This window comes from Delftia sp. NA_296.1 (assembly GCF_052692095.1).
Genome location: NZ_JBQZGF010000001.1, coordinates 176,642 through 195,039, shown reverse-complemented (window position 1 = coordinate 195,039; position 18,398 = coordinate 176,642). Strand labels below are relative to the sequence as shown.

The 18,398-nt window shown below is 64.4% G+C and carries 19 protein-coding genes and 4 tRNA genes; 7 read left to right on the top strand and 16 right to left on the bottom strand.

Features of this window, described 5'->3' with window-relative positions:
- Positions 1–15 precede the first annotated feature (15 nt).
- The 6 genes from ACUTR7_RS01070 to ACUTR7_RS01045 all read left to right on the top strand — a co-directional run bounded on the left by ACUTR7_RS01070 (position 16) and on the right by ACUTR7_RS01045 (position 7,627).
- On the top strand, positions 16–2,589 hold the full coding sequence (locus tag ACUTR7_RS01070) for a PAS domain-containing sensor histidine kinase (RefSeq protein WP_012205806.1): 2,574 nt from the start codon (positions 16–18) through the stop codon (positions 2,587–2,589).
- Entirely contained in the window at positions 2,586–3,236 is a 651-nt protein-coding gene (locus tag ACUTR7_RS01065; protein ID WP_012205807.1) for a response regulator transcription factor, read from the top strand. Before ACUTR7_RS01070 ends, ACUTR7_RS01065 begins: the two co-directional genes overlap by 4 nt.
- A gap of 84 nt (positions 3,237–3,320) precedes the next feature.
- Positions 3,321–4,175 carry a bifunctional methylenetetrahydrofolate dehydrogenase/methenyltetrahydrofolate cyclohydrolase FolD gene (gene folD, locus ACUTR7_RS01060; RefSeq protein WP_445607882.1) on the top strand — a complete coding sequence of 285 codons (855 nt, stop codon included), beginning with the start codon at positions 3,321–3,323 and terminating at the stop codon, positions 4,173–4,175.
- A 75-nt stretch (positions 4,176–4,250) separates the two neighbouring features.
- On the top strand, positions 4,251–6,299 hold the full coding sequence (locus tag ACUTR7_RS01055) for a M3 family metallopeptidase (protein ID WP_043820510.1): 2,049 nt from the start codon (positions 4,251–4,253) through the stop codon (positions 6,297–6,299).
- Positions 6,300–6,507: 208 nt separating this feature from the next.
- The gene (locus tag ACUTR7_RS01050; protein WP_445607881.1) at positions 6,508–7,212 is read left to right on the top strand and encodes a glutaredoxin family protein; all 705 of its coding nucleotides are present in this window, start codon (positions 6,508–6,510) and stop codon (positions 7,210–7,212) included.
- A 40-nt stretch (positions 7,213–7,252) separates the two neighbouring features.
- Entirely contained in the window at positions 7,253–7,627 is a 375-nt protein-coding gene (locus ACUTR7_RS01045) for a hypothetical protein (RefSeq protein ID WP_252980627.1), read from the top strand.
- 21 nt (positions 7,628–7,648) lie between these two features.
- On the opposite strand, the gene rpiA is transcribed toward ACUTR7_RS01045, so the two are convergent.
- Complete coding sequence (gene rpiA, locus ACUTR7_RS01040) at positions 7,649–8,341, bottom strand: ribose-5-phosphate isomerase RpiA (RefSeq protein WP_063325421.1); 693 nt, start codon at positions 8,339–8,341, stop codon at positions 7,649–7,651.
- A gap of 34 nt (positions 8,342–8,375) precedes the next feature.
- Here rpiA and ACUTR7_RS01035 point away from each other — a divergent pair, with 34 nt between their 5' ends.
- Positions 8,376–9,422 (top strand): quinone-dependent dihydroorotate dehydrogenase, encoded by a 1,047-nt coding sequence (locus ACUTR7_RS01035; protein WP_013802216.1) that lies wholly within the window; start codon positions 8,376–8,378, stop codon positions 9,420–9,422.
- Between the two features lie 153 nt (positions 9,423–9,575).
- Here ACUTR7_RS01035 and ACUTR7_RS01030 read toward each other — a convergent pair whose 3' ends face one another.
- The 15 genes from ACUTR7_RS01030 to ACUTR7_RS00960 all read right to left on the bottom strand — a co-directional run bounded on the left by ACUTR7_RS01030 (position 9,576) and on the right by ACUTR7_RS00960 (position 18,273).
- The gene (locus ACUTR7_RS01030) at positions 9,576–9,947 is read right to left on the bottom strand and encodes a hypothetical protein (protein WP_192366756.1); all 372 of its coding nucleotides are present in this window, start codon (positions 9,945–9,947) and stop codon (positions 9,576–9,578) included.
- Positions 9,948–9,949: 2 nt separating this feature from the next.
- Positions 9,950–10,369 (bottom strand): phage holin family protein, encoded by a 420-nt coding sequence (locus tag ACUTR7_RS01025; RefSeq protein WP_012205815.1) that lies wholly within the window; start codon positions 10,367–10,369, stop codon positions 9,950–9,952.
- Positions 10,370–10,377: 8 nt separating this feature from the next.
- Positions 10,378–10,689: a DUF883 domain-containing protein gene (locus ACUTR7_RS01020; protein ID WP_012205816.1), complete on the bottom strand. Its 312-nt coding sequence runs from the start codon at positions 10,687–10,689 to the stop codon at positions 10,378–10,380.
- Between the two features lie 202 nt (positions 10,690–10,891).
- Positions 10,892–11,992 (bottom strand): NAD(P)/FAD-dependent oxidoreductase, encoded by a 1,101-nt coding sequence (locus tag ACUTR7_RS01015; protein WP_353176235.1) that lies wholly within the window; start codon positions 11,990–11,992, stop codon positions 10,892–10,894.
- Positions 11,993–12,151: 159 nt separating this feature from the next.
- A tRNA-Val gene (locus tag ACUTR7_RS01010) sits at positions 12,152–12,226 on the bottom strand.
- Between the two features lie 37 nt (positions 12,227–12,263).
- A tRNA-Val gene (locus ACUTR7_RS01005) sits at positions 12,264–12,338 on the bottom strand.
- A 38-nt stretch (positions 12,339–12,376) separates the two neighbouring features.
- A tRNA-Val gene (locus ACUTR7_RS01000) sits at positions 12,377–12,451 on the bottom strand.
- Between the two features lie 37 nt (positions 12,452–12,488).
- Positions 12,489–12,563 (bottom strand) — tRNA-Val (locus ACUTR7_RS00995).
- A 42-nt stretch (positions 12,564–12,605) separates the two neighbouring features.
- The gene (dnaQ, locus tag ACUTR7_RS00990) at positions 12,606–13,322 is read right to left on the bottom strand and encodes a DNA polymerase III subunit epsilon (protein ID WP_034394212.1); all 717 of its coding nucleotides are present in this window, start codon (positions 13,320–13,322) and stop codon (positions 12,606–12,608) included.
- A gap of 10 nt (positions 13,323–13,332) precedes the next feature.
- On the bottom strand, positions 13,333–13,671 hold the full coding sequence (gene fdx / locus ACUTR7_RS00985; RefSeq protein ID WP_013802212.1) for an ISC system 2Fe-2S type ferredoxin: 339 nt from the start codon (positions 13,669–13,671) through the stop codon (positions 13,333–13,335).
- A gap of 25 nt (positions 13,672–13,696) precedes the next feature.
- Positions 13,697–15,565, bottom strand: a complete 1,869-nt coding sequence (gene hscA, locus ACUTR7_RS00980; RefSeq protein ID WP_445607880.1) for a Fe-S protein assembly chaperone HscA — start codon at positions 15,563–15,565, stop codon at positions 13,697–13,699.
- Positions 15,566–15,649: 84 nt separating this feature from the next.
- Complete coding sequence (gene hscB / locus ACUTR7_RS00975; RefSeq protein WP_065346386.1) at positions 15,650–16,168, bottom strand: Fe-S protein assembly co-chaperone HscB; 519 nt, start codon at positions 16,166–16,168, stop codon at positions 15,650–15,652.
- 117 nt (positions 16,169–16,285) lie between these two features.
- A complete protein-coding gene (gene iscA, locus ACUTR7_RS00970; protein ID WP_012205822.1) occupies positions 16,286–16,609 on the bottom strand; it encodes an iron-sulfur cluster assembly protein IscA in 324 nt (107 codons plus the stop codon).
- 1 nt (position 16,610) lies between these two features.
- Positions 16,611–17,009, bottom strand: a complete 399-nt coding sequence (gene iscU, locus ACUTR7_RS00965; protein ID WP_012205823.1) for a Fe-S cluster assembly scaffold IscU — start codon at positions 17,007–17,009, stop codon at positions 16,611–16,613.
- 43 nt (positions 17,010–17,052) lie between these two features.
- Complete coding sequence (locus ACUTR7_RS00960; protein ID WP_012205824.1) at positions 17,053–18,273, bottom strand: IscS subfamily cysteine desulfurase; 1,221 nt, start codon at positions 18,271–18,273, stop codon at positions 17,053–17,055.
- Positions 18,274–18,398: the final 125 nt, after the last annotated feature.

The window sequence follows — 18,398 nt, the reverse complement described above, 5'->3', positions numbered from 1 at the left end:
CCCTACACTGGGCGCATGCAATCCTCCCCTTCCGAGCACGGCACGCACAGCCCTGCCCCCATGGCAGGCGTGGCCGCGCCAGTGCGCTGGTGGCGCAGCTGGTGGCGCAGTCTTTCTCCCACGCGCCAGGACCGCTTCGCGGCGCTCGCCCCCCTCGCGGCCGTACTGATGTTCATGGCGGCCATCGTGGCCTCCTTCTGGTACCTGCGCATGGAGGAGATCGACCGCGAGAAGGAAGCGCTGCATCGCGACGTGGAATATGCCCAGCAACGCGTGCGCCTGCGCCTGCTGGAGCGCCAGGAGCAACTGATGCGCATGGCGCGCGACATCGGCAACCACGACCTGGGCGAGTCCGACTTCGCCAGCCGCGCCGAAGCACTCATCAGCCAGTACCCGGAACTGCAGTCCATCACCTGGATCGATGCACAGCGGCGCATCCTGGCCAGCCAGTCCGCCCCCACCGTCAGCAGCGAGCAGCTGCGCATCCCGCGTGAAGTGCTGCGCGCCGGAGACGCGCTGGAGGCCTACCAGCTCGCGCGCGAGATGCAGCAACCCATCTACGTGCAGGGACTGGCCCACAAGGGGGAAGCCGCGCCGCTGCTGCAACTGCATGTGCCGCTGGCACAGGACGGCCGCTACATCGGCGAGCTGCTGGGCGAGTACTCCATCGACAGCCTGCTGCGCTATGGAACGCCCACCGAAATCATGGCCCGCTACGCCATGACCATGCTCGACAGCCGGGGCCAGGTGCTGGCAGGCACGCCGCTGACACCGCGCAAGCAGACCGCCACCGAACTGCTGCGCTGGCGCACCGTTGCCAACGAGGACGAGGCCCCCGTCGCTCCCGTCGGCAACAGTCTGGTGCTGCGTGCCCAGGCCTATCGCACCTCGCTGGGCGTGGTCGGCAGCGGCCTGTTCTGGCTGGTGGGCACGCTCAGTGCGATGACGGCATGGCTGCTGCTGGCCACCTGGCGCCACACGCGCCGCCGCCAGCGCGCCCAGGAGGCCCTGGTGGCAGAGACCAACTTCCGCCGCGCCATGGAAAACTCCGTGCTCACCGGCATGCGCGCGCTGGACCTGCAAGGCCGCATCACCTATGTGAATGCCGCCTTCTGCCAGATGACGGGCTGGAGCGAATCAGAGCTGGTCGGCCAGATGCCGCCCTACTCCTACTGGCCCGACAACGACTACGACAACCTGCACTCCAAGCTGCGCGAAGAGCTTTCGGGCAAGACCATCGTCGGGGGCTTTCAGGTGCGCGTGCAGCGCAAGAACGGCACGCAGTTCGATGCGCGCCTGTATGTCTCGCCGCTGATCGACGCCCACGGCCAGCACACGGGCTGGATGTCGTCCATGACCGACATCACCGAGCCCAACCGCATCCGCGAGCAACTGTCGGCCTCCTATGAGCGCTTCACCATCGTGCTGGAGGCGCTGGACGCCTCTGTGTCCGTCGCCCCGCTGGGCAGCGCCGAGCTGCTGTTCGCCAACAAGCTGTACCGGCAATGGTTCGGCTCACAGACCGATGGCCACCTGCAGCTCGTCGCCCAGGCCGGCGTGCTGCCCGTGCGCTCGCAGCCGCAAGGCATGGACGACGAGGACGGCCTCATGGGCCTGCCCACCGACTCGCTGACCAGCGCACGCAGCGAAAACGCCGAGATCTACCTGCCCGAACTGGGCAAGTGGCTGGAAGTGCGATCGCGCTACCTGAGCTGGGTGGACGGCCGCCTGGCCCAGATGGTGATCGCCACCGACATCACGCCGCGCCGCCTGGCCGAGGAGCAGGCCGATCGCCAGGCCGAGCACGCCCAGTCCGTCAGCCGCCTGATCACCATGGGCGAGATGGCCTCCAGCGTCGCCCATGAGCTCAACCAGCCGCTGACCGCCATCAGCAACTACTGCAGCGGCATGCTCACCCGGCTTGAAAAGGGCACGCTGACCGAAGAGCAGATGAAGTTCGCGCTGGAGAAAACCGCCCACCAGGCGCAGCGCGCAGGACAGATCATTTTGCGCATACGCTCCTTCGTCAAGCGCAGCGAGCCCAACCGCACACTGGCCCAGGTCACCGACATGGTCAGCGAGGCCGTGGAGCTGGCCGGGATCGAGCTGCGCCGCCGCAATGTGCAGCTGACCTACCACGTGGCCGAGCGCATGCCGGCCATCATGGCCGACACCATCCTCATCGAGCAGGTGCTGGTCAACCTCATGAAGAACGGCGCCGAATCCATCGAGCAATCGGGCCGCCCCAGCCACCAGCGCAATGTGGAGCTGCGCGTGGTACCGCGCACCATCGAGGACCAGCGCGTCATCGAATTCAACGTGCAGGACACCGGCAAGGGCCTGCCGCCGGAGGTGCTGGAACGCCTCTTCGAGGCCTTCTTCACCACCAAGAGCGAAGGCATGGGCATGGGGCTGAATCTGTGCCGCAGCATTGTCGAGTCCCACCAGGGCCGGATGCGTGCCGAGAACCTCTACAATGGTTCCGAGGTTGTCGGCTGCCGGTTTTCATTCTGGCTGCCGCTGGCCCCGCCGGGCGACGCGACAACGCCGGCAGCGACCATTGAACCCACAACAAGGACGATTGCATGAGCTTGATCCCGAAAAAAGGCACTGTGTACGTAGTTGATGACGACGAAGCGGTTCGTGATTCGTTGCAATGGTTGTTGGAGGGCAAGGACTATCGTGTGCGCTGCTTCGACTCGGCCGAGACCTTCCTCTCGCGCTACGACCCACGCGAGATCGCCTGCCTCATCGTCGACATCCGCATGGGCGGCATGACGGGCCTGGAACTGCAGGACCGCCTGATCGAACGCAAGTCCCCCCTTCCCATCGTCTTCATCACCGGCCACGGCGACGTGCCCATGGCGGTGAACACCATGAAGAAGGGCGCACTGGACTTCATCCAGAAGCCGTTCAACGAAGAGGAACTGCTGAACCTGGTCGAGCGCATGCTGGACCATGCCCGCGAAGCCTTTGCCGGCCACCAGCAGGCCGCCAGCCGCGACGCGCTGCTGGCCAAGCTGACCAGCCGTGAAGCCCAGGTGCTGGAGCGCATCGTCGCCGGCCGGCTGAACAAGCAGATCGCCGACGATCTTGGCATCAGCATCAAGACGGTGGAGGCGCACCGCGCCAACATCATGGAAAAGCTCAACGCCAACACCGTGGCCGATCTGCTCAAGATCGCCCTGGGCCAGGGCCAGACCGCTGCAGCGGCCAAGGCAGCCGTCGCCGGATAAGCCAAGACACCACCGCTTTTTTTCAAAGAGCTGCTAGCGCTTGATCAACAAGCCCTAGCAGCATTTTTATTGGTATTCACTGCAATGACAGCCCAACTTATCGACGGCAACGCCCTCTCCCGCCAACTGCGTGCCGAAGTCGCCCAGCGCGCCACCGTCCTGAAGGCCCGCGGCACCACGCCCGGCCTGGCCGTGGTCCTGGTCGGCGACAACCCTGCCTCCCAGGTCTATGTGCGCAACAAGGTCAAGGCCTGCGAGGACGCGGGCTTTCATTCGGTGCTGGAGAAGTACGATGCCTCGATGACCGAGGCCGAACTGCTGGCCCGCGTCGAGGCGCTGAACAACGACCCCAGCATCCACGGCATCCTGGTCCAGCTGCCGCTGCCCGCACACATCGACGACCACAAGGTCATCGAGACCATCTCGCCGCTCAAGGACGTGGATGGCTTTCACGTGGCCAGTGCAGGCGCGCTGATGGTGGGCGAGGTCGGCTTCAAGGCCTGCACCCCCTACGGCTGCATGAAGATGCTCGAATCCATCGGCATGAAGGACCTGCGCGGCAAGCACGCCGTGGTCATCGGCCGCTCCAACATCGTCGGCAAGCCCATGGCCATGATGCTGCTGGCCGCCAATGCCACCGTCACCATCTGCCACAGCGGCACGGCCGATCTCGCCGCCATGACGCGCCAGGCCGACATCGTGGTCGCCGCCGTGGGCAAGCGCAATGTGCTGACGGCTGACATGTGCAAGCCTGGCGCCGTGGTCATCGACGTGGGCATGAATCGCAACGACGAAGGCAAGCTCTGCGGCGACGTGGACTTTGACGGCGTCAAGGAAGTGGCAGGCTTCATCACGCCCGTACCCGGCGGTGTCGGCCCCATGACGATTACCATGCTGCTGGTCAACACCATGGAGGCGGCCGAGCGCGCCGCCGGCTGACCAGGAGCTGACAAGCATCGGGCGGCTCCCTGGAGAGCCGCTTGATTTCAATGCACCCGACGGCATCTGACACGCATGAGCAATCCCCTCCTCGAATCCTCCGACCTGCCCCTGTTTGATCGCATACGCCCTGCCGATGTCGGCCCGGCCATCGATATCCTGCTGACCGGGGCCGCAGAGGCCCTGGAGACCGTCACGGCACCCGACTTTCCGGCGCGCTGGGATTCGATCTCGGCCGTGCTCGATGTCGCCACCGAGAAGCTGGGAACGGCCTGGGGCGCCGTCAGCCACCTCAACAGCGTGGCCGATACACCCGAGCTGCGCGCCGCCTACAACGAGTCCCTGCCCAAGGTCACCGAATTCTGGACGCGCCTGGGTGCAGACGAGCGCCTGTATGCCAAGTACAAGGCCATTGACCCCGCCACGCTCAATGTCGAGCAGCGTGCGGCCTGGGACCATGCCATGCGCAACTTCGTGCTCTCCGGCGCAGAGCTGCGGGGCGAGGAAAAGCTGCGCTTTGCCAAGATCCAGGAACGCTCGGCCGAACTGACGCAGAAGTTCAGCGAGAACGCGCTCGACGCCACCGATGCATTCGCCTACTACGCCACGGCCGAAGAGCTTGACGGCGTGCCGCAGGATGTGCGCCAGGCAGCCCGCTCCGCCGCCGAGGCCGAAGGCAAGCAAGGCTTCAAGCTCACGCTGAAGATGCCCTGCTATCTGCCCGTGATGCAGTTCGCGGCCAGCAGTGCGCTGCGCGAGAAGCTCTACCGCGCCTATGTGACACGCGCCTCCGACCAGGCCGAGGGCGATGCCATCCGCTTCGACAACACGGCCAACATCTCGGAGATCCTGGCCCTGCGCAAGGAAGAGGCGCAGTTGCTGGGTTACCGCAATTTCGGCGAGATTTCGCTGGTTCCCAAGATGGCGCATTCGCCACAGCAGGTGATCGACTTTCTGCGCGATCTCGCGCACCGGGCCCGCCCCTATGCCGAGAAGGATGTCGCCGACCTGCGCGCCTTCGCACGCGATGAACTGGGCCTGGCCGATCCCCAGCCCTGGGACTGGGCCTATGTCTCCGAAAAGCTCAAGGAGGCGCGCTATGCCTTCAGCGAGCAGGAGGTCAAGCAGTACTTCCCTGCGCCCAAGGTGCTGGCCGGCCTGTTCAAGATCGTCGAGACGCTGTTCGACGTGGCCATCCGCCGCGACGCGGCGCCAGTCTGGAATCCCGCCGTCGAGTTCTACCGCATCGAGCGCAGCACGCCGCAAGGCCCCGAGCTGGTCGGCCAGTTCTACCTGGACCAGCCGGCGCGATCGGGCAAGCGTGGCGGCGCCTGGATGGACGATGTTCGTACCCGCTGGCTGCGCCCTGACAACCACAGGCTGCAGACGCCGGTCGCTCACCTGGTCTGCAACTTTGCCACCGGCGTCGATGGAAAGCCGGCCCTGCTCACGCACGATGACGTTATCACGCTGTTCCATGAAACCGGCCACGGCCTGCACCACATGCTGACCCAGGTCAACGAGCGCGACGTCTCGGGCATCGCGGGCGTGGAATGGGATGCCGTGGAGCTGCCAAGCCAGTTCATGGAGAACTTCTGCTGGGAATGGGAAGTGCTCAAGCACATGACCGCCCATGTGGACAGCGGCGAGCCGCTGCCGCGCGCCCTGTACGACAAGATGATCGCGGCCAAGAACTTCCAGTCGGGCATGCAGACGCTGCGCCAGATCGAGTTCTCGCTGTTCGACATGCTGCTGCATACCGAGCACGATCCGAAGGCGGACATCATGCCGCTGCTGGCCCGCGTGCGCGCCGAGGTGGCCGTGCTGCCGTCGACCCCTTACAGCCGCTCGGCCCACACCTTCAGCCACATCTTTGCAGGCGGCTATGCAGCCGGCTACTACAGCTACAAGTGGGCTGAAGTCCTCTCGGCAGATGCCTATGCGGCCTTCGAGGAAACCATGCTGGCCGATGGAACCCCCAACCCCGAGACAGGCCGCCGCTACCGTGAGGCGATTCTGGAGGCCGGAGGGGCACGCCCGGCCATGGAGTCGTTCAAGGCCTTCCGTGGCCGCGAACCCCAGCTGGATGCGCTGTTGCGCCACCAGGGCATGGCCCAGGCCTGAGAGCCCGGTCCCAGGTCTGCAGCGCCCCGACGGGGCGCTCTTTCCTGGCCCGGCCACCCCATCGGATGCGCGCAGCCACATCCTGTGGCTCCAGAACATGGCCCAGGATGAATGGCACGCTATGCTTGCAGGCACTCCTGTGCGGGCATCCATCCGACGAGCGGTGGCCCCCCGGCACGAAACCCTTCTTCCGAAACCGAGATCGTCCATGCAGTCTTCTCCCAGCCTTGGCCGCGGCGCCCTGCGCCACCTGATGCCATGCCTCGCCCTCGCCTGCCTTGCCGCCGCACTGCCGGCCGGTGCGCAGCAGGTGTACCGCATCGTCGGCCCCGATGGAAAAGTCACTTTCTCGGACCGCCCGGCCCAAAGCGCCCAACAGCAGGCAGCGCCTGCCGCCCCTGCCGCCCCGTCAGTCGCGGGCACCGCTGACAGCAATGCCAACCTGCCCTATGCGCTGCGCCAGATCGCCGGCCGCTTTCCGGTGACGCTGTACACCTCGTCCGACTGCGCGCCCTGCGACAGCGCGCGCCAGTTGCTCCAATCCAGAGGCATTCCCTATGCTGAACGCCTGGTGCAGACCGAGGCGGACGCCTCTGCCCTGCAAAAGCTCAGCGGCCAGAACAGCCTGCCGTTTGCCACCGTTGGCAAGCAGTTCCTGAGCGGCTTCTCGTCCAGCGAATGGACCCAATACCTGGATGCCGCAGGCTATCCTGCGACCTCGCAACTGCCGGCCCAGTACAAGCGGCCATCGGCACAGCCATTGACCACGCCTACGCCCTCTGCATCGGCGGCAGCATCGGCACCCGCAGCAGCACCCGCCGCTGCCGAGGACCCGGGCAGCCGGCGCACCCCCATGCCCGCCCCAACGCCTGGTGCACGCACCAACGACAACCCCGCAGGCCTGAGCTTCTAGGCAAGCGCCTGCCGCAATCAGGAGCCCGACAGTGGATTCCATGCTGTCCGATGTAGTCTGGACCATGGCAAGGCTTGCCACGCTTGTCGGCCTGCCCGCGCTCATCGCGTGGACCCTGGTTGCAAGGCCTTCATGGCGCGAGCCTTTCAGGCTGGCCAGCCTGGCGCTGGTGCCTTGCCTGATCACGCTGTGGTTCATGCATGACGGAGGCCTGGGCAATGGCCTCAACCGCCTGGCCTACTACATGACGACGGCTGGCTTCTTTGCCATCTACGCCGGGCTGGCGGCCATCACCTGGCTCATTCAGCACATCAAAAAACAGCGCGCGCAAGCCTCGTTGCGCGCGCTGTGCCTGGGTGCATTGGCCCTGCTCGCGTGGATCACAGGCGCCGTGGCGTTCGAGAGCCTCGGCTAGCCGAGGCCGGAGGGCCTTCGCTCAATAGTTGAGCGTCTGCACGCCCTCGGGCGTGCCCAGCAGGCAGACCGATGCCTTCTGGTGCGCAAACACTCCCACGGTCACCACGCCGGGCCATTGGTTGACGTCGGACTCGAAGGCCAGCGGCTCGGCAATCTTCAGGCCGCGCACATCAAGAATGTGCTGGCCGTTGTCCGTCACCAGGGGCGCGCCGTCCTTCATGCGGATCTCGGCGCGACCACCCATGGCCTTGAAGCGGTTCGCAATCTGGGCAGCCGCCATGGGAATCACCTCCACAGGCAGCGGAAAGTCTCCAAGTACCTCGACGCGCTTGGAGGCATCGGCAATGCAGACAAAGCGCTCGGCCAGCGCAGCGACGATCTTCTCGCGCGTCAGCGCGGCGCCGCCGCCCTTGACCATGTAGCCGCGGCCGTCGATCTCGTCAGCGCCGTCGATGTAGACCGACAGGCTGGCGACTTCGTTGGCATCCAGCACCTTGATGCCCAGCGCCTTCAGGCGCTCGGTGCTGGCCACGGAACTGGACACGGCGCCCGGGATCTGGTCCTTGATGGTGGCCAGTGCATCGATGAACTTGTTGACCGTGGAGCCGGTGCCAACGCCGACGATTTCGCCGGGCACCACATAGGCCAGAGCGGCTTGCCCGACCAGGGCTTTGAGTTCATCTTGGGAAAAAGAGGCAGCAGATGTCGTCATGAGGGAAAATCCAGGTAATCCTTTGATTATCCCCATGTCTCTGATCCCCTACGCCCTGACCCGTCCCTTTCTCTTCGGCATGGACCCCGAATCCGCCCACGATCTCACGATGAACCTGATGGCAAAGGGGCAGAACACGCTCCTGCAGCAGGCATGGGCACAGCCCATGGTGAGTGACCCTGTCGAGCTTGCCGGCCTCAAGTTCCCCAACCGCGTGGGCATGGCAGCGGGTCTGGACAAGAATGCACGTTGCATCGACGCGCTGGCCGCCATGGGCTTCGGCTTCGTCGAGGTGGGCACCGTGACGCCCCGCCCGCAACCGGGCAACCCCAAGCCGCGCATGTTCCGCATTCCCGAACGCAATGCGCTGATCAACCGCCTGGGCTTCAACAACGAAGGCCTGGATGCCTTCCTGAGCAACGTCAAGCGCTCGCAGGCCCGCGCCCAGGGCAAACCCATGCTGCTGGGGCTGAACATCGGCAAGAACGCGACCACTCCCATCGAAGATGCCACCAGCGACTATCTCAAGGCGCTGGACGGCGTGTACCCGCATGCCGACTACGTGACGGTGAACATCAGCTCGCCCAACACCAAGAACCTGCGCGCCCTGCAAAGCGACGAAGCGCTGGACGCCCTGCTGGGTGCGATTGCCGAGCGCCGTGAGCAGTTGGCCACGCAGCATGGCAAGCGGGTGCCGGTGTTCGTGAAGATTGCACCCGACCTGGATGAAGAGCAGGTCGGCGTCATCGCCGCCACGCTGCAGCGCCATGGCATGGATGGTGTGATCGCCACCAACACCACGATCAGCCGGGAAGCCGTCAAGGGCCTGCCCCACGCGCAGGAAACGGGCGGCCTGTCCGGTGCGCCGGTGCTGGAGGCCAGCAACCAGGTCATCCGCCAGCTGCGCTCCGCCCTGGGCAGCCGCTACCCCATCATCGGCGTGGGCGGCATTCTCAGCGGCGAAGATGCCGTCAGCAAAATCCGCGCAGGTGCCGACGTGGTCCAGATCTACAGCGGCCTGATCTACCGAGGCCCTGCCCTGGTGCCCGAGACCGCTCGCGCCATAGCCCAACTGCGTTGAGGCCCGTGCCAGACAGGTGGCTGCCTGGCCGTTCCGAGTCAAGGCAGCTGAGTCAAGACACCACACAGCCAGTGCTGGCGCACTGAACGCAGAACGCGAAAACGCCCGGCATGCCGGGCGTTTTCTTTGGGAGAGAAGCAGGCTTCTCGGCCCTCAACCCCTGCGCTGCTGCCAGCGCAGGATCAGGGGCATGACGGTGGTGCCGAATCGCAGCAGCTTGCGCGGGCCCACCATCAGTGCGGCACCGGCCGCCACGGCCACGGCCACAGGATGCAGGCGCGCAAAGGTGATGGCACGCTCCACCAGCGGTGCATCGGGCTGCACATGGGTGGCAGAGCGGCTCAATGCCCGGGCCTGGGCCACGGCCGCAGAGCGCGCCTTGAGGCGCTCGCGCTGCTGGGCAATGCGTTGCATCACCTGCTGCTGCTCAACGGTGGATGTGAACCAGAGCTCCGCATTGAGCCCCGTGGGCGCGGGAGGCGTGACAGCGTTGCGGGACGGGGAAGCGTTGGAAGCATCGACCATGGCTACAGCCTCTTCTTCAGCGCCTGCCAGTCCTGGCTCAGCTCGTTGCGGGTAAGGATGAAGGGGCGGGCCAGGCGGCGCACGGCAGCAAGCAATTGCCACAGGGCAATGGCCCAGACCGCCAGCCAGCCACCGCCCACCAGCCAGCCCACCAGCACGCGGTGCTCGGTGTCCCAGAACTGCACGAGCAAGGCCACCGACAGCGTGAGCATGACCACGACGCTGAGTCCAGCAAGCGCAATCAGCAGCACGACCACCGTCTGCATGCTGCGCTTGTGCTCGGCCCATTCAAGCCGCGCGAGGTCCGTGCGGTCTTCTGCGGCAATGGCCAGCTCGATCACGGAAGCGCGCCAGCGCGCCACCCAGGCATCCAAACCCAGAAGGGAAATCCAATTCACAGGCATCCTTTTCTGGTCAGGCATGCCGCTGATCAGCGACGACCCAGCAGGAAGCCCAGCAAGGCGCCCATGGCAAGGGCAGCGCCTGCGACGCGCCACGGCTCATCGTGGGCGTAGCGATCGGCAGCGTAGGCGGCATCCTTGGCCTGGCGGGCCGCTTCCTGCGCCGCACGCACTGCGGACTCACGCACATTGGACATGCCATCATCGATACGCTGGCGCAGCATATGGATTTCCGGCACGGCATCCAGCTCCTTGGCAGACAGCAGACCACGCAGGTCGCCGACCAGTTTTTCAAGATCGGCTTGTGCGGTGGAGACGGTGTCAGTGATCGATTTCGTCATGATGAGCCTTTCTATTGAGGTGAAAACAAATACAGCGGGGAGCAGGCAATCATGTCGCCCGATACCTGTCACGCAACATGGGCAAGGCCCTTGTTACATGCAAGCATCTTATCCAATTGTTCCGGGGCTTCCGGGAAGCGAGAGGGCCTGAGCCTTGTCAGACAAGGCCTGCCGTGGCCGTGTGTCGTGAACCGGCAGATCCTCAGGCCAGCAATTGCGCCACGTGCGCGCCAATGGCCAGGCAGCTGGTCAATCCCGGTGACTCGATGCCCAGCAGTTGCACCACGCCCGCAACGCCGTGGGTCTGAGGCCCCTGAATCACGAAGTCTGCGGCGGCCTCGCCGGGGCCGCTGATCTTGGGGCGGATGCCGGCGTAGCCGGGCACCAGCGCGCCATCGGCCAGACCCGGCCAATACCGGCGGATCTCCGCGTAGAAGGCGTCGGCGCGCACGGGGTCGACCTGCAGATCACCTGGGCTCTCGACCCACTGCACATCGGGGCCGAACTTGGCCTGGCCACCCATGTCCAGCGTGAGATGCACGCCCAGGCCCGCCGCCTCGGGCACGGGATAGATCAGGCGCGAGAACGGTGCCCGCCCGGACAGCGTGAAATAGTTGCCTTTGGCATAGAAGGCCTGCGGAACAAACTGCTGCGGAAACCCCTGCAAACGGGCCGCCAGCAATGGCGCATGAAGACCTGCCGCATTGACCAGGGTGCGCGCCGTCAGTTCCGTCCCATCGGCCGTGCGCAGCCACACGCCGCCTGGACGGATGGCTGCCTCCTGCACCTCGGCATGGCAGACCACCATGCCGCCTGCGTTTTCGAGATCGCCCTGCAGGGCCAGCATCAGTGCGTGGCTGTCGATGATGCCGGTGCTGGGGGAGTGCAGTGCCGCCGCACAGTGCAGCGCGGGCTCCATGGCACGTGCCTCGGCGCCTTCAAGCCAGCGCAGGTCGTGGACGCCATTGGCTTCGGCCTTGCGTGCAATGGCCTGGAGCTGGCCGCGCTGCGCCTCATCCGTTGCCACGATGAGCTTGCCGCAGCGCTGATGGGCAATGCCGCGTTCACCGCAGTAGGCGTAGAGACGCTGCCGGCCTTCGACGCACAAACGGGCTTTCAAGGAACCTTCGGGATAGTAGATGCCGGCGTGGATGACCTCGCTGTTGCGCGAGCTGGTGCCCGTGCCAATGGCTTCAGCCGCCTCCAGCACCATGACCTCCCTGCCCTGCAACGCCAGCGCCCTGGCCACCGCCAGCCCCACCACGCCCGCACCCACCACCACGCAATCGACCTGTTCGCTCATCTTGTCTGCCCTTTCGCCGTCCAGCAGCCGATTATCAGACGGCGTCAGACACGAATGCGCCACAGATCATCTGGACACATTGGAATTTCCAGGGCCTGAAAACCATGCACCGAGCGGAAATGAAAAAGCCCTCCTGAACAGATTTCAGGAGGGCTTGATTGGTGGGTGATACATGGATCGAACATGTGACCCCTGCCGTGTGAAGGCAGTGCTCTACCGCTGAGCTAATCACCCGCGAAGCTGGCTGCTAGGCCAACTTCTTTGGAAAAAATGGTGGGTGATACATGGATCGAACATGTGACCCCTGCCGTGTGAAGGCAGTGCTCTACCGCTGAGCTAATCACCCGCAAAGCTGGCTGCTAGGCCAACTTCTTTGGAAAAAACTGGTGGGTGATACATGGATCGAACATGTGACCCCTGCCGTGTGAAGGCAGTGCTCTACCGCTGAGCTAATCACCCGCGAAGCTGGCTGCTAGGCCAACCTCTTTGGAAAAAATGGTGGGTGATACATGGATCGAACATGTGACCCCTGCCGTGTGAAGGCAGTGCTCTACCGCTGAGCTAATCACCCATATGTCGTTACTGCGACAAGACTTAGATTATGTCATAACTTCTAGGACTGATTTTCGAAGCCGCGCCAAATTGTCTTGCCGCCGCTCGATTTGTCCATCTGCACCATCACATCCTCGTGTGCGGCCAGCTCCTGATCATTGGCGTGCACCACGCGCAGCTTGAAGCTGGCCAGATCCACCTGCGCCACGACCAGCCCACCCTCGGACTGGACAGGTTCTTCCGCCATCAACAGGGCCTCCTGGCCCCGCGTGAGGTTGATGTAGACATCGGCCAGCAGCTCCGCATCCAGCAAGGCGCCGTGCAGCGTGCGCCCGGAGTTGTCCACTTCCAGGCGATCGCACAGCGAATCGAGCGAGTTGCGCTTGCCAGGGAACATCTCCTTGGCCATGACCAGGGTGTCGATGACCCCGCTCACGCACTGGCGGATCGGCGGGCGGTTGGCGAGCTCCAGCTCCTTGTTCAGGAACCCCAGGTCAAAGGGCGCATTGTGGATGATGAGCTCGGCGCCCTGCAGGTACTCCCAGATCTCCTCGACCTTGTGCTCGAAGCGCGGCTTGTCCTTGAGGAATTCGGTGGTGATGCCGTGCACGCGCAGCGCGTCCGGATGGCTGTCGCGCCCCGCATTGAAATACAGATGCAGGTTGTTGCCGGTCAGCTTGCGATTGACCATCTCCACGCAGCCCAGCTCAATGAGCCGGTCGCCGTTGTCGGCTGACAGGCCAGTGGTTTCAGTGTCGAGAATGATTTGACGCGACATGCGCTGGCCCTCAGTGATTTTCCTTGGCGTGATTGAGCGAGTACTTGGGAATCTCGATGGTCACGTCCTCGCGTGCAAGGATGGCCTGGCAGGACAGGCGGGACTGCGGCTGCAGGCCCCAGGCGCGGTCCAGCAGGTCTTCTTCCTCTTCCTCGGCCTCGTTCAGCGAGTTGTAGCCCGCCTTGACCACCACATGGCAGGTGGTGCATGCGCAGCTCATGTCGCAGGCATGTTCGATCTTGATGTTGTTGTCCAGCAGGGCCTCGCAGATCGAGGTTCCGGCGGGCGCCTCGATTTCGGCACCCTGGGGACAGTATTCGGCGTGGGGAAGTATTTTGATAACGGGCATGACGGATCTGCTGTCGGATCAGAAATCAGGAAAGGGATTGCACGCTCTTGCCGGCCAGGGCCTGCTGGATGCTGCGGTTCATGCGCTCGGCGGCGAAGGACTCCGTGCCCTTGGCCAGCGCTTGTGTCGCGGCCTCGATGACGGCGGCATCCTCGGAGCCCACGCTGGCGCGCAGGGCGTCGATCAGCGCATCGATGGCTGCGCGTTGGTCCGCGGCGAGCACATCGCCATCGGCCTGCAGAGCGCTCTCGGTGGCCATCAGCATGCGATCGGCGTCGACACGCGCCTCCACCAGTGCGCGGGCCTGCATGTCTTGCTGGGCCGTGGCAAAGCCGTCCTGCAGCATGCGGGCAACCTCGTCGTCCGACAGGCCGTAAGAAGGCTTGACATGGATATGGGCCTCGACGCCGCTGGTCTGCTCCTTGGCGCCTACCGACAGCAGGCCGTCGGCATCCACGGTGAAGGTCACACGGATGCGGGCTGCGCCGGCCGCCATGGGCGGGATGCCGCGCAGCTCGAAACGCGCCAGGCTGCGGCAGTCCGCCACCAGGTCGCGCTCGCCCTGCACCACATGGACGGCCAGAGCCGTCTGACCATCCTTGTAGGTGGTGAAGTCCTGGGCACGGGCTGTGGGAATGGTCTCGTTGCGGCTGATGATTCGCTCGACAAGGCCGCCCATGGTCTCCACGCCCAGGGACAGAGGAATCACGTCGAGCAGCAGCATGTCGCCGCTGGAGCTGTTGCCAGCGAGCTGATTGGCCTGGATGGCGGCCCCCAGCGCGACGACTTCGTCGGGGTTGAGATTGATGAGAGGATCGCGGCCAAAGAACTCGGCCACGGCCTCGCGCACCTGGGGCATGCGGGTGGAACCGCCGACCAGCACCACGCCCTGCACTTCGTCGCGCGCCAGCCCTGCGTCCTTGAGCGCGCGGCGCACGGCCGCCAGGGAACGTGCCGTCAGATGGGCCGTGCTCGCATTGAAATCGCTGCGCTTTACATCGAAATGCACAGCACCGGTAGACAGCTCGGCCGTGAGCGTTGCGACCTGTGCCTCCGTCAATGCCTGCTTGCAAAGGCGTGCCGCCATGCGCCAACGGGCCTTGTCCTCGGCCGTCTGGGGAACCACGCCTGTCTGCTGGGCCACCCACTCGGCCAAAGCCGCATCGTAGTCGTCACCCCCCAGGGCCGAATCGCCGCCAGTGGAGACGACTTCGAACACACCCTGGGACAGACGCAGGATAGAAATGTCGAAGGTGCCGCCACCCAGGTCGTAGACGGCGTAGACGCCTTCGGAGCCGTTGTCCAGGCCGTAGGCAATGGCTGCAGCCGTGGGCTCGTTGATCAGGCGCAGCAGGTTGATGCCGGCGAGCTTTGCCGCATCCTTGGTGGCCTGGCGTTGTGCATCGTCAAAGTAGGCGGGCACGGTGATGACGGCGCCATGGATGTCGTCATTGAAGGTGTCTTCGGCACGGAAACGCAGCGTGGCCAGGATTTCGGCACTGACCTCCACGGCTGTCTTGGTGCCATCGACGGTCTCGATCCCGATCACGCCACGGCCGGCCTCCTGCTCCGCAAAGCGGTAAGGCAGCTTTTCCGGCGCATCGATGTCAGCCAGCGTGCGGCCCATGAAGCGCTTTGCCGAGGCAATGGTGTTGCCCGCATCGGTAGACAGTGCAGCCTGGGCGGCGTGGCCGATCTCGCGGCGGCCCTGGGGCAGATAGCGCACGACAGAAGGCAGCAGCACTCGGCCCTGGTCATCCGGCAGGCATTCGGCCACGCCATTGCGGACAGCGGCGACCAGCGAATGCGTGGTGCCCAGGTCGATGCCCACGGCAATGCGCCGCTGGTGGGGATCGGGGGACTGACCGGGTTCGGAAATCTGCAAAAGCGCCATGAAAATACTCGGGGAAATTGCAGGTCCGGGCCGGCCGGCCTGCCTTGTGAATGAGGGTCTCTCGTGGGAGGTGCGGATCGCGGGTTATTGTCCCAGTTGATCGCGGCGACGCTCTATGTCCTGCGCAAATCGCGCAACAAACATGAGGGCTCTGACCTGCTGCACAGCCGCCTGCGCATCGTGCAGCTCATCCAGCTGACGACCACATTCAGCCAGCATGTTCTTTCTCGCCTGCAGCACCTCGTCGTCCAGCGCATCCAGGGCGGCCTCGTCCTGCGCCTCTTCCAACGCCTCGCGCCACTCCATTTGCTGCATCAGAAAGGCAGTGGGCATGGACGTGTTGTCCTCGGCACGCACGGGTGCACCCTGCAATTCGCAGAGATACGCTGCGCGCCTGAGTGGTTCTTTCAACCGCTGGTAGGCCTCGTTGATGCGCACCGACCATTGCATGGCCACGCGCTGCGCGGCGGCTCCCTGCGAAGCAAAGCGGTCAGGGTGGGCCTCGCGCTGCAACTCCTTCCAGCGCGCGTCAATGGTGCTGCGCTCCTGCGCAAATTGGCGCGGCAGCGCAAACAGCTCGAAATCGTCCGATTGCAGGTTCATGTCGATAAAAAGCCGCCAGCACCGAAGCGAAGGCGGCCTCTTGAGGGAGTAGAAGAAATCAGGGTCTGCCGGTCATGCCGCCAGGCCACAAAGGCCCAGCCACCCGGCAGATGCCGGTCAGATGCGAAAGCTCTCGCCGCAACCGCAGCGATCACGCTCGTTGGGGTTGTGGAACTTGAAGCCTTCGTTCAAGCCCTCACGCACGAAATCCAACTCCGTGCCGTCGATATAGGCAAGGCTCTTGGGATCGACCAGCACCTTGATGCCGTGGTCCTCGAAGATCACGTCCTCGGGCAATTGCTCGTCCACATACTCCAGCTTGTAAGCCAGGCCAGAGCAGCCCGTGGTCTTGACCCCGAGGCGCACGCCGATGCCCTTGCCGCGTCGCGACAGGTAGCGGCTCACGTGGCGTGCCGCAGAATCGGTCAGCGAGATCGCCATATCAGGCGGCCACCACCGCAGTGCGCTTGGCACGGTAGTCATCGACTGCTGCCTTGATGGCGTCTTCGGCCAGGATAGAGCAGTGCACCTTGACGGGAGGCAGAGCCAGCTCTTCGGCGATCTGGCTGTTCTTCAGCGCAGCCGCCTCATCCAGCGTCTTGCCCTTGACCCACTCGGTCACCAGCGAAGACGAGGCAATCGCGGAACCGCAGCCATAGGTCTTGAAACGCGCATCCTCGATGACGCCGGTTTCGGGGTTGACCTTGATCTGCAGCTTCATCACGTCGCCGCAGGCAGGAGCGCCGACCATGCCGGTGCCCACCGATTCGTCGTTCTTGTCGAACGAGCCCACGTTGCGGGGATTTTCGTAGTGGTCTACCACTTTGTCGGAATAAGCCATGATGTCTACCTCTTCAATACTTGATTCGCGTGCCGGCCAATGCTCAGTGAGCCGCCCATTGGATGGTGCTGAGATCGATGCCGTCCTTGAACATCTCCCACAGCGGGCTGAGTTCGCGCAGCTTGACCACATTGGTGCGGATGGTGCTGATCGCGTAGTCGATTTCCTCTTCGGTCGTGAAGCGGCCGATCGTCATGCGCAGGCTGCTGTGCGCCAGTTCGTCGCTGCGGCCAAGTGCACGCAGCACATAGCTGGGCTCCAGGCTGGCCGACGTGCAGGCCGATCCCGAGGACACCGCCAGACCCTTGATGCCCATGATGAGCGACTCGCCTTCGACGAAGTTGAAGCTCATGTTCAGGTTCTGCGGCACACGGTGCTCCATGCTGCCGTTGATGAAGACCTGCTCAAGATCCTTCAAGCCGTTGAGCAGACGCTGCTGCAGCGCGTAGGCCTTGGCGTTGCTTTCAGCCATTTCTTCCTTGGCAATGCGGAAGGCCTCGCCCATGCCAACGATCTGGTGCGTGGGCAGCGTGCCCGAGCGCATGCCGCGCTCATGGCCACCACCGTGGATCTGCGCTTCCAGGCGCACACGTGGCTTGCGGCGCACATACAGGGCACCCACGCCCTTGGGGCCATAGGTCTTGTGCGCGGTCATGCTCATCAGGTCCACCGGCAGCTTGGACATGTCGATCTCCACGCGGCCCGTTGCCTGCGCGGCATCCACATGGAACAGGATGCCCTTCTCACGGCACAGCGCGCCGATGGTGGGAATGTCTTGGATGACGCCGATTTCGTTGTTCACGAAGAGCACGCTGACCAGAATGGTGTCGGGGCGCAGCGCGGCCTTGAATGCCTCGATGTCGAGCAGGCCATCAGGCTGCACGTCCATGTAGGTCACCTCAAAGCCCTGGCGCTCGAGTTCACGCATGGTGTCGAGCACGGCCTTGTGCTCGGTCTTGAGCGTGATCAGGTGCTTGCCCTTGCCCTGGTAGAAATGCGCCGCGCCCTTGATGGCCAGGTTGATGGACTCGGTGGCACCGCTGGTCCAGACAATCTCACGGGGATCCGCGCCGATCAGGTCTGCGACCTGGCCGCGGGCCTTCTCGATGGCCTCCTCGGCTTCCCAACCCCAGGCATGACTGCGCGATGCGGCGTTGCCAAAATGCTCACGCAGCCAAGGAATCATGGCGTCCACCACGCGAGGGTCCACGGGGGTGGTCGCGCCATAGTCGAGATAGATGGGGAAATGCGGGGTCATGTCCATGACTGGCTCTTATCAAGGTTCAGGCTGGCAAAAAACGGGAAGGCGATGAACTCCGGTGAATCCATCCAGGCGGACAACACCGCGCCACACAGCCATGCGCGGCGGTGCCCTGCCCTCAGGGTGTC

Excerpts from the sequence above, each read along its gene's own strand:
- ACUTR7_RS01070 (WP_012205806.1), top strand. The coding sequence starts at position 16 with ATGCAATCCTCCCCTTCCGAGCACGGCACGCACAGCCCTGCCCCCATG.
- ACUTR7_RS01065 (WP_012205807.1), top strand. The coding sequence starts at position 2,586 with ATGAGCTTGATCCCGAAAAAAGGCACTGTGTACGTAGTTGATGACGAC.
- folD (WP_445607882.1), top strand. The coding sequence starts at position 3,321 with ATGACAGCCCAACTTATCGACGGCAACGCCCTCTCCCGCCAACTGCGT.
- ACUTR7_RS01055 (WP_043820510.1), top strand. The coding sequence starts at position 4,251 with ATGAGCAATCCCCTCCTCGAATCCTCCGACCTGCCCCTGTTTGATCGC.
- ACUTR7_RS01050 (WP_445607881.1), top strand. The coding sequence starts at position 6,508 with ATGCAGTCTTCTCCCAGCCTTGGCCGCGGCGCCCTGCGCCACCTGATG.
- ACUTR7_RS01045 (WP_252980627.1), top strand. The coding sequence starts at position 7,253 with ATGCTGTCCGATGTAGTCTGGACCATGGCAAGGCTTGCCACGCTTGTC.
- rpiA (WP_063325421.1), bottom strand. The coding sequence starts at position 8,341 with ATGACGACATCTGCTGCCTCTTTTTCCCAAGATGAACTCAAAGCCCTG.
- ACUTR7_RS01035 (WP_013802216.1), top strand. The coding sequence starts at position 8,376 with ATGTCTCTGATCCCCTACGCCCTGACCCGTCCCTTTCTCTTCGGCATG.
- ACUTR7_RS01030 (WP_192366756.1), bottom strand. The coding sequence starts at position 9,947 with ATGGTCGATGCTTCCAACGCTTCCCCGTCCCGCAACGCTGTCACGCCT.
- ACUTR7_RS01025 (WP_012205815.1), bottom strand. The coding sequence starts at position 10,369 with ATGCCTGACCAGAAAAGGATGCCTGTGAATTGGATTTCCCTTCTGGGT.
- ACUTR7_RS01020 (WP_012205816.1), bottom strand. The coding sequence starts at position 10,689 with ATGACGAAATCGATCACTGACACCGTCTCCACCGCACAAGCCGATCTT.
- ACUTR7_RS01015 (WP_353176235.1), bottom strand. The coding sequence starts at position 11,992 with ATGAGCGAACAGGTCGATTGCGTGGTGGTGGGTGCGGGCGTGGTGGGG.
- dnaQ (WP_034394212.1), bottom strand. The coding sequence starts at position 13,322 with ATGTCGCGTCAAATCATTCTCGACACTGAAACCACTGGCCTGTCAGCC.
- fdx (WP_013802212.1), bottom strand. The coding sequence starts at position 13,671 with ATGCCCGTTATCAAAATACTTCCCCACGCCGAATACTGTCCCCAGGGT.
- hscA (WP_445607880.1), bottom strand. The coding sequence starts at position 15,565 with ATGGCGCTTTTGCAGATTTCCGAACCCGGTCAGTCCCCCGATCCCCAC.
- hscB (WP_065346386.1), bottom strand. The coding sequence starts at position 16,168 with ATGAACCTGCAATCGGACGATTTCGAGCTGTTTGCGCTGCCGCGCCAA.
- iscA (WP_012205822.1), bottom strand. The coding sequence starts at position 16,609 with ATGGCGATCTCGCTGACCGATTCTGCGGCACGCCACGTGAGCCGCTAC.
- iscU (WP_012205823.1), bottom strand. The coding sequence starts at position 17,009 with ATGGCTTATTCCGACAAAGTGGTAGACCACTACGAAAATCCCCGCAAC.
- ACUTR7_RS00960 (WP_012205824.1), bottom strand. The coding sequence starts at position 18,273 with ATGGACATGACCCCGCATTTCCCCATCTATCTCGACTATGGCGCGACC.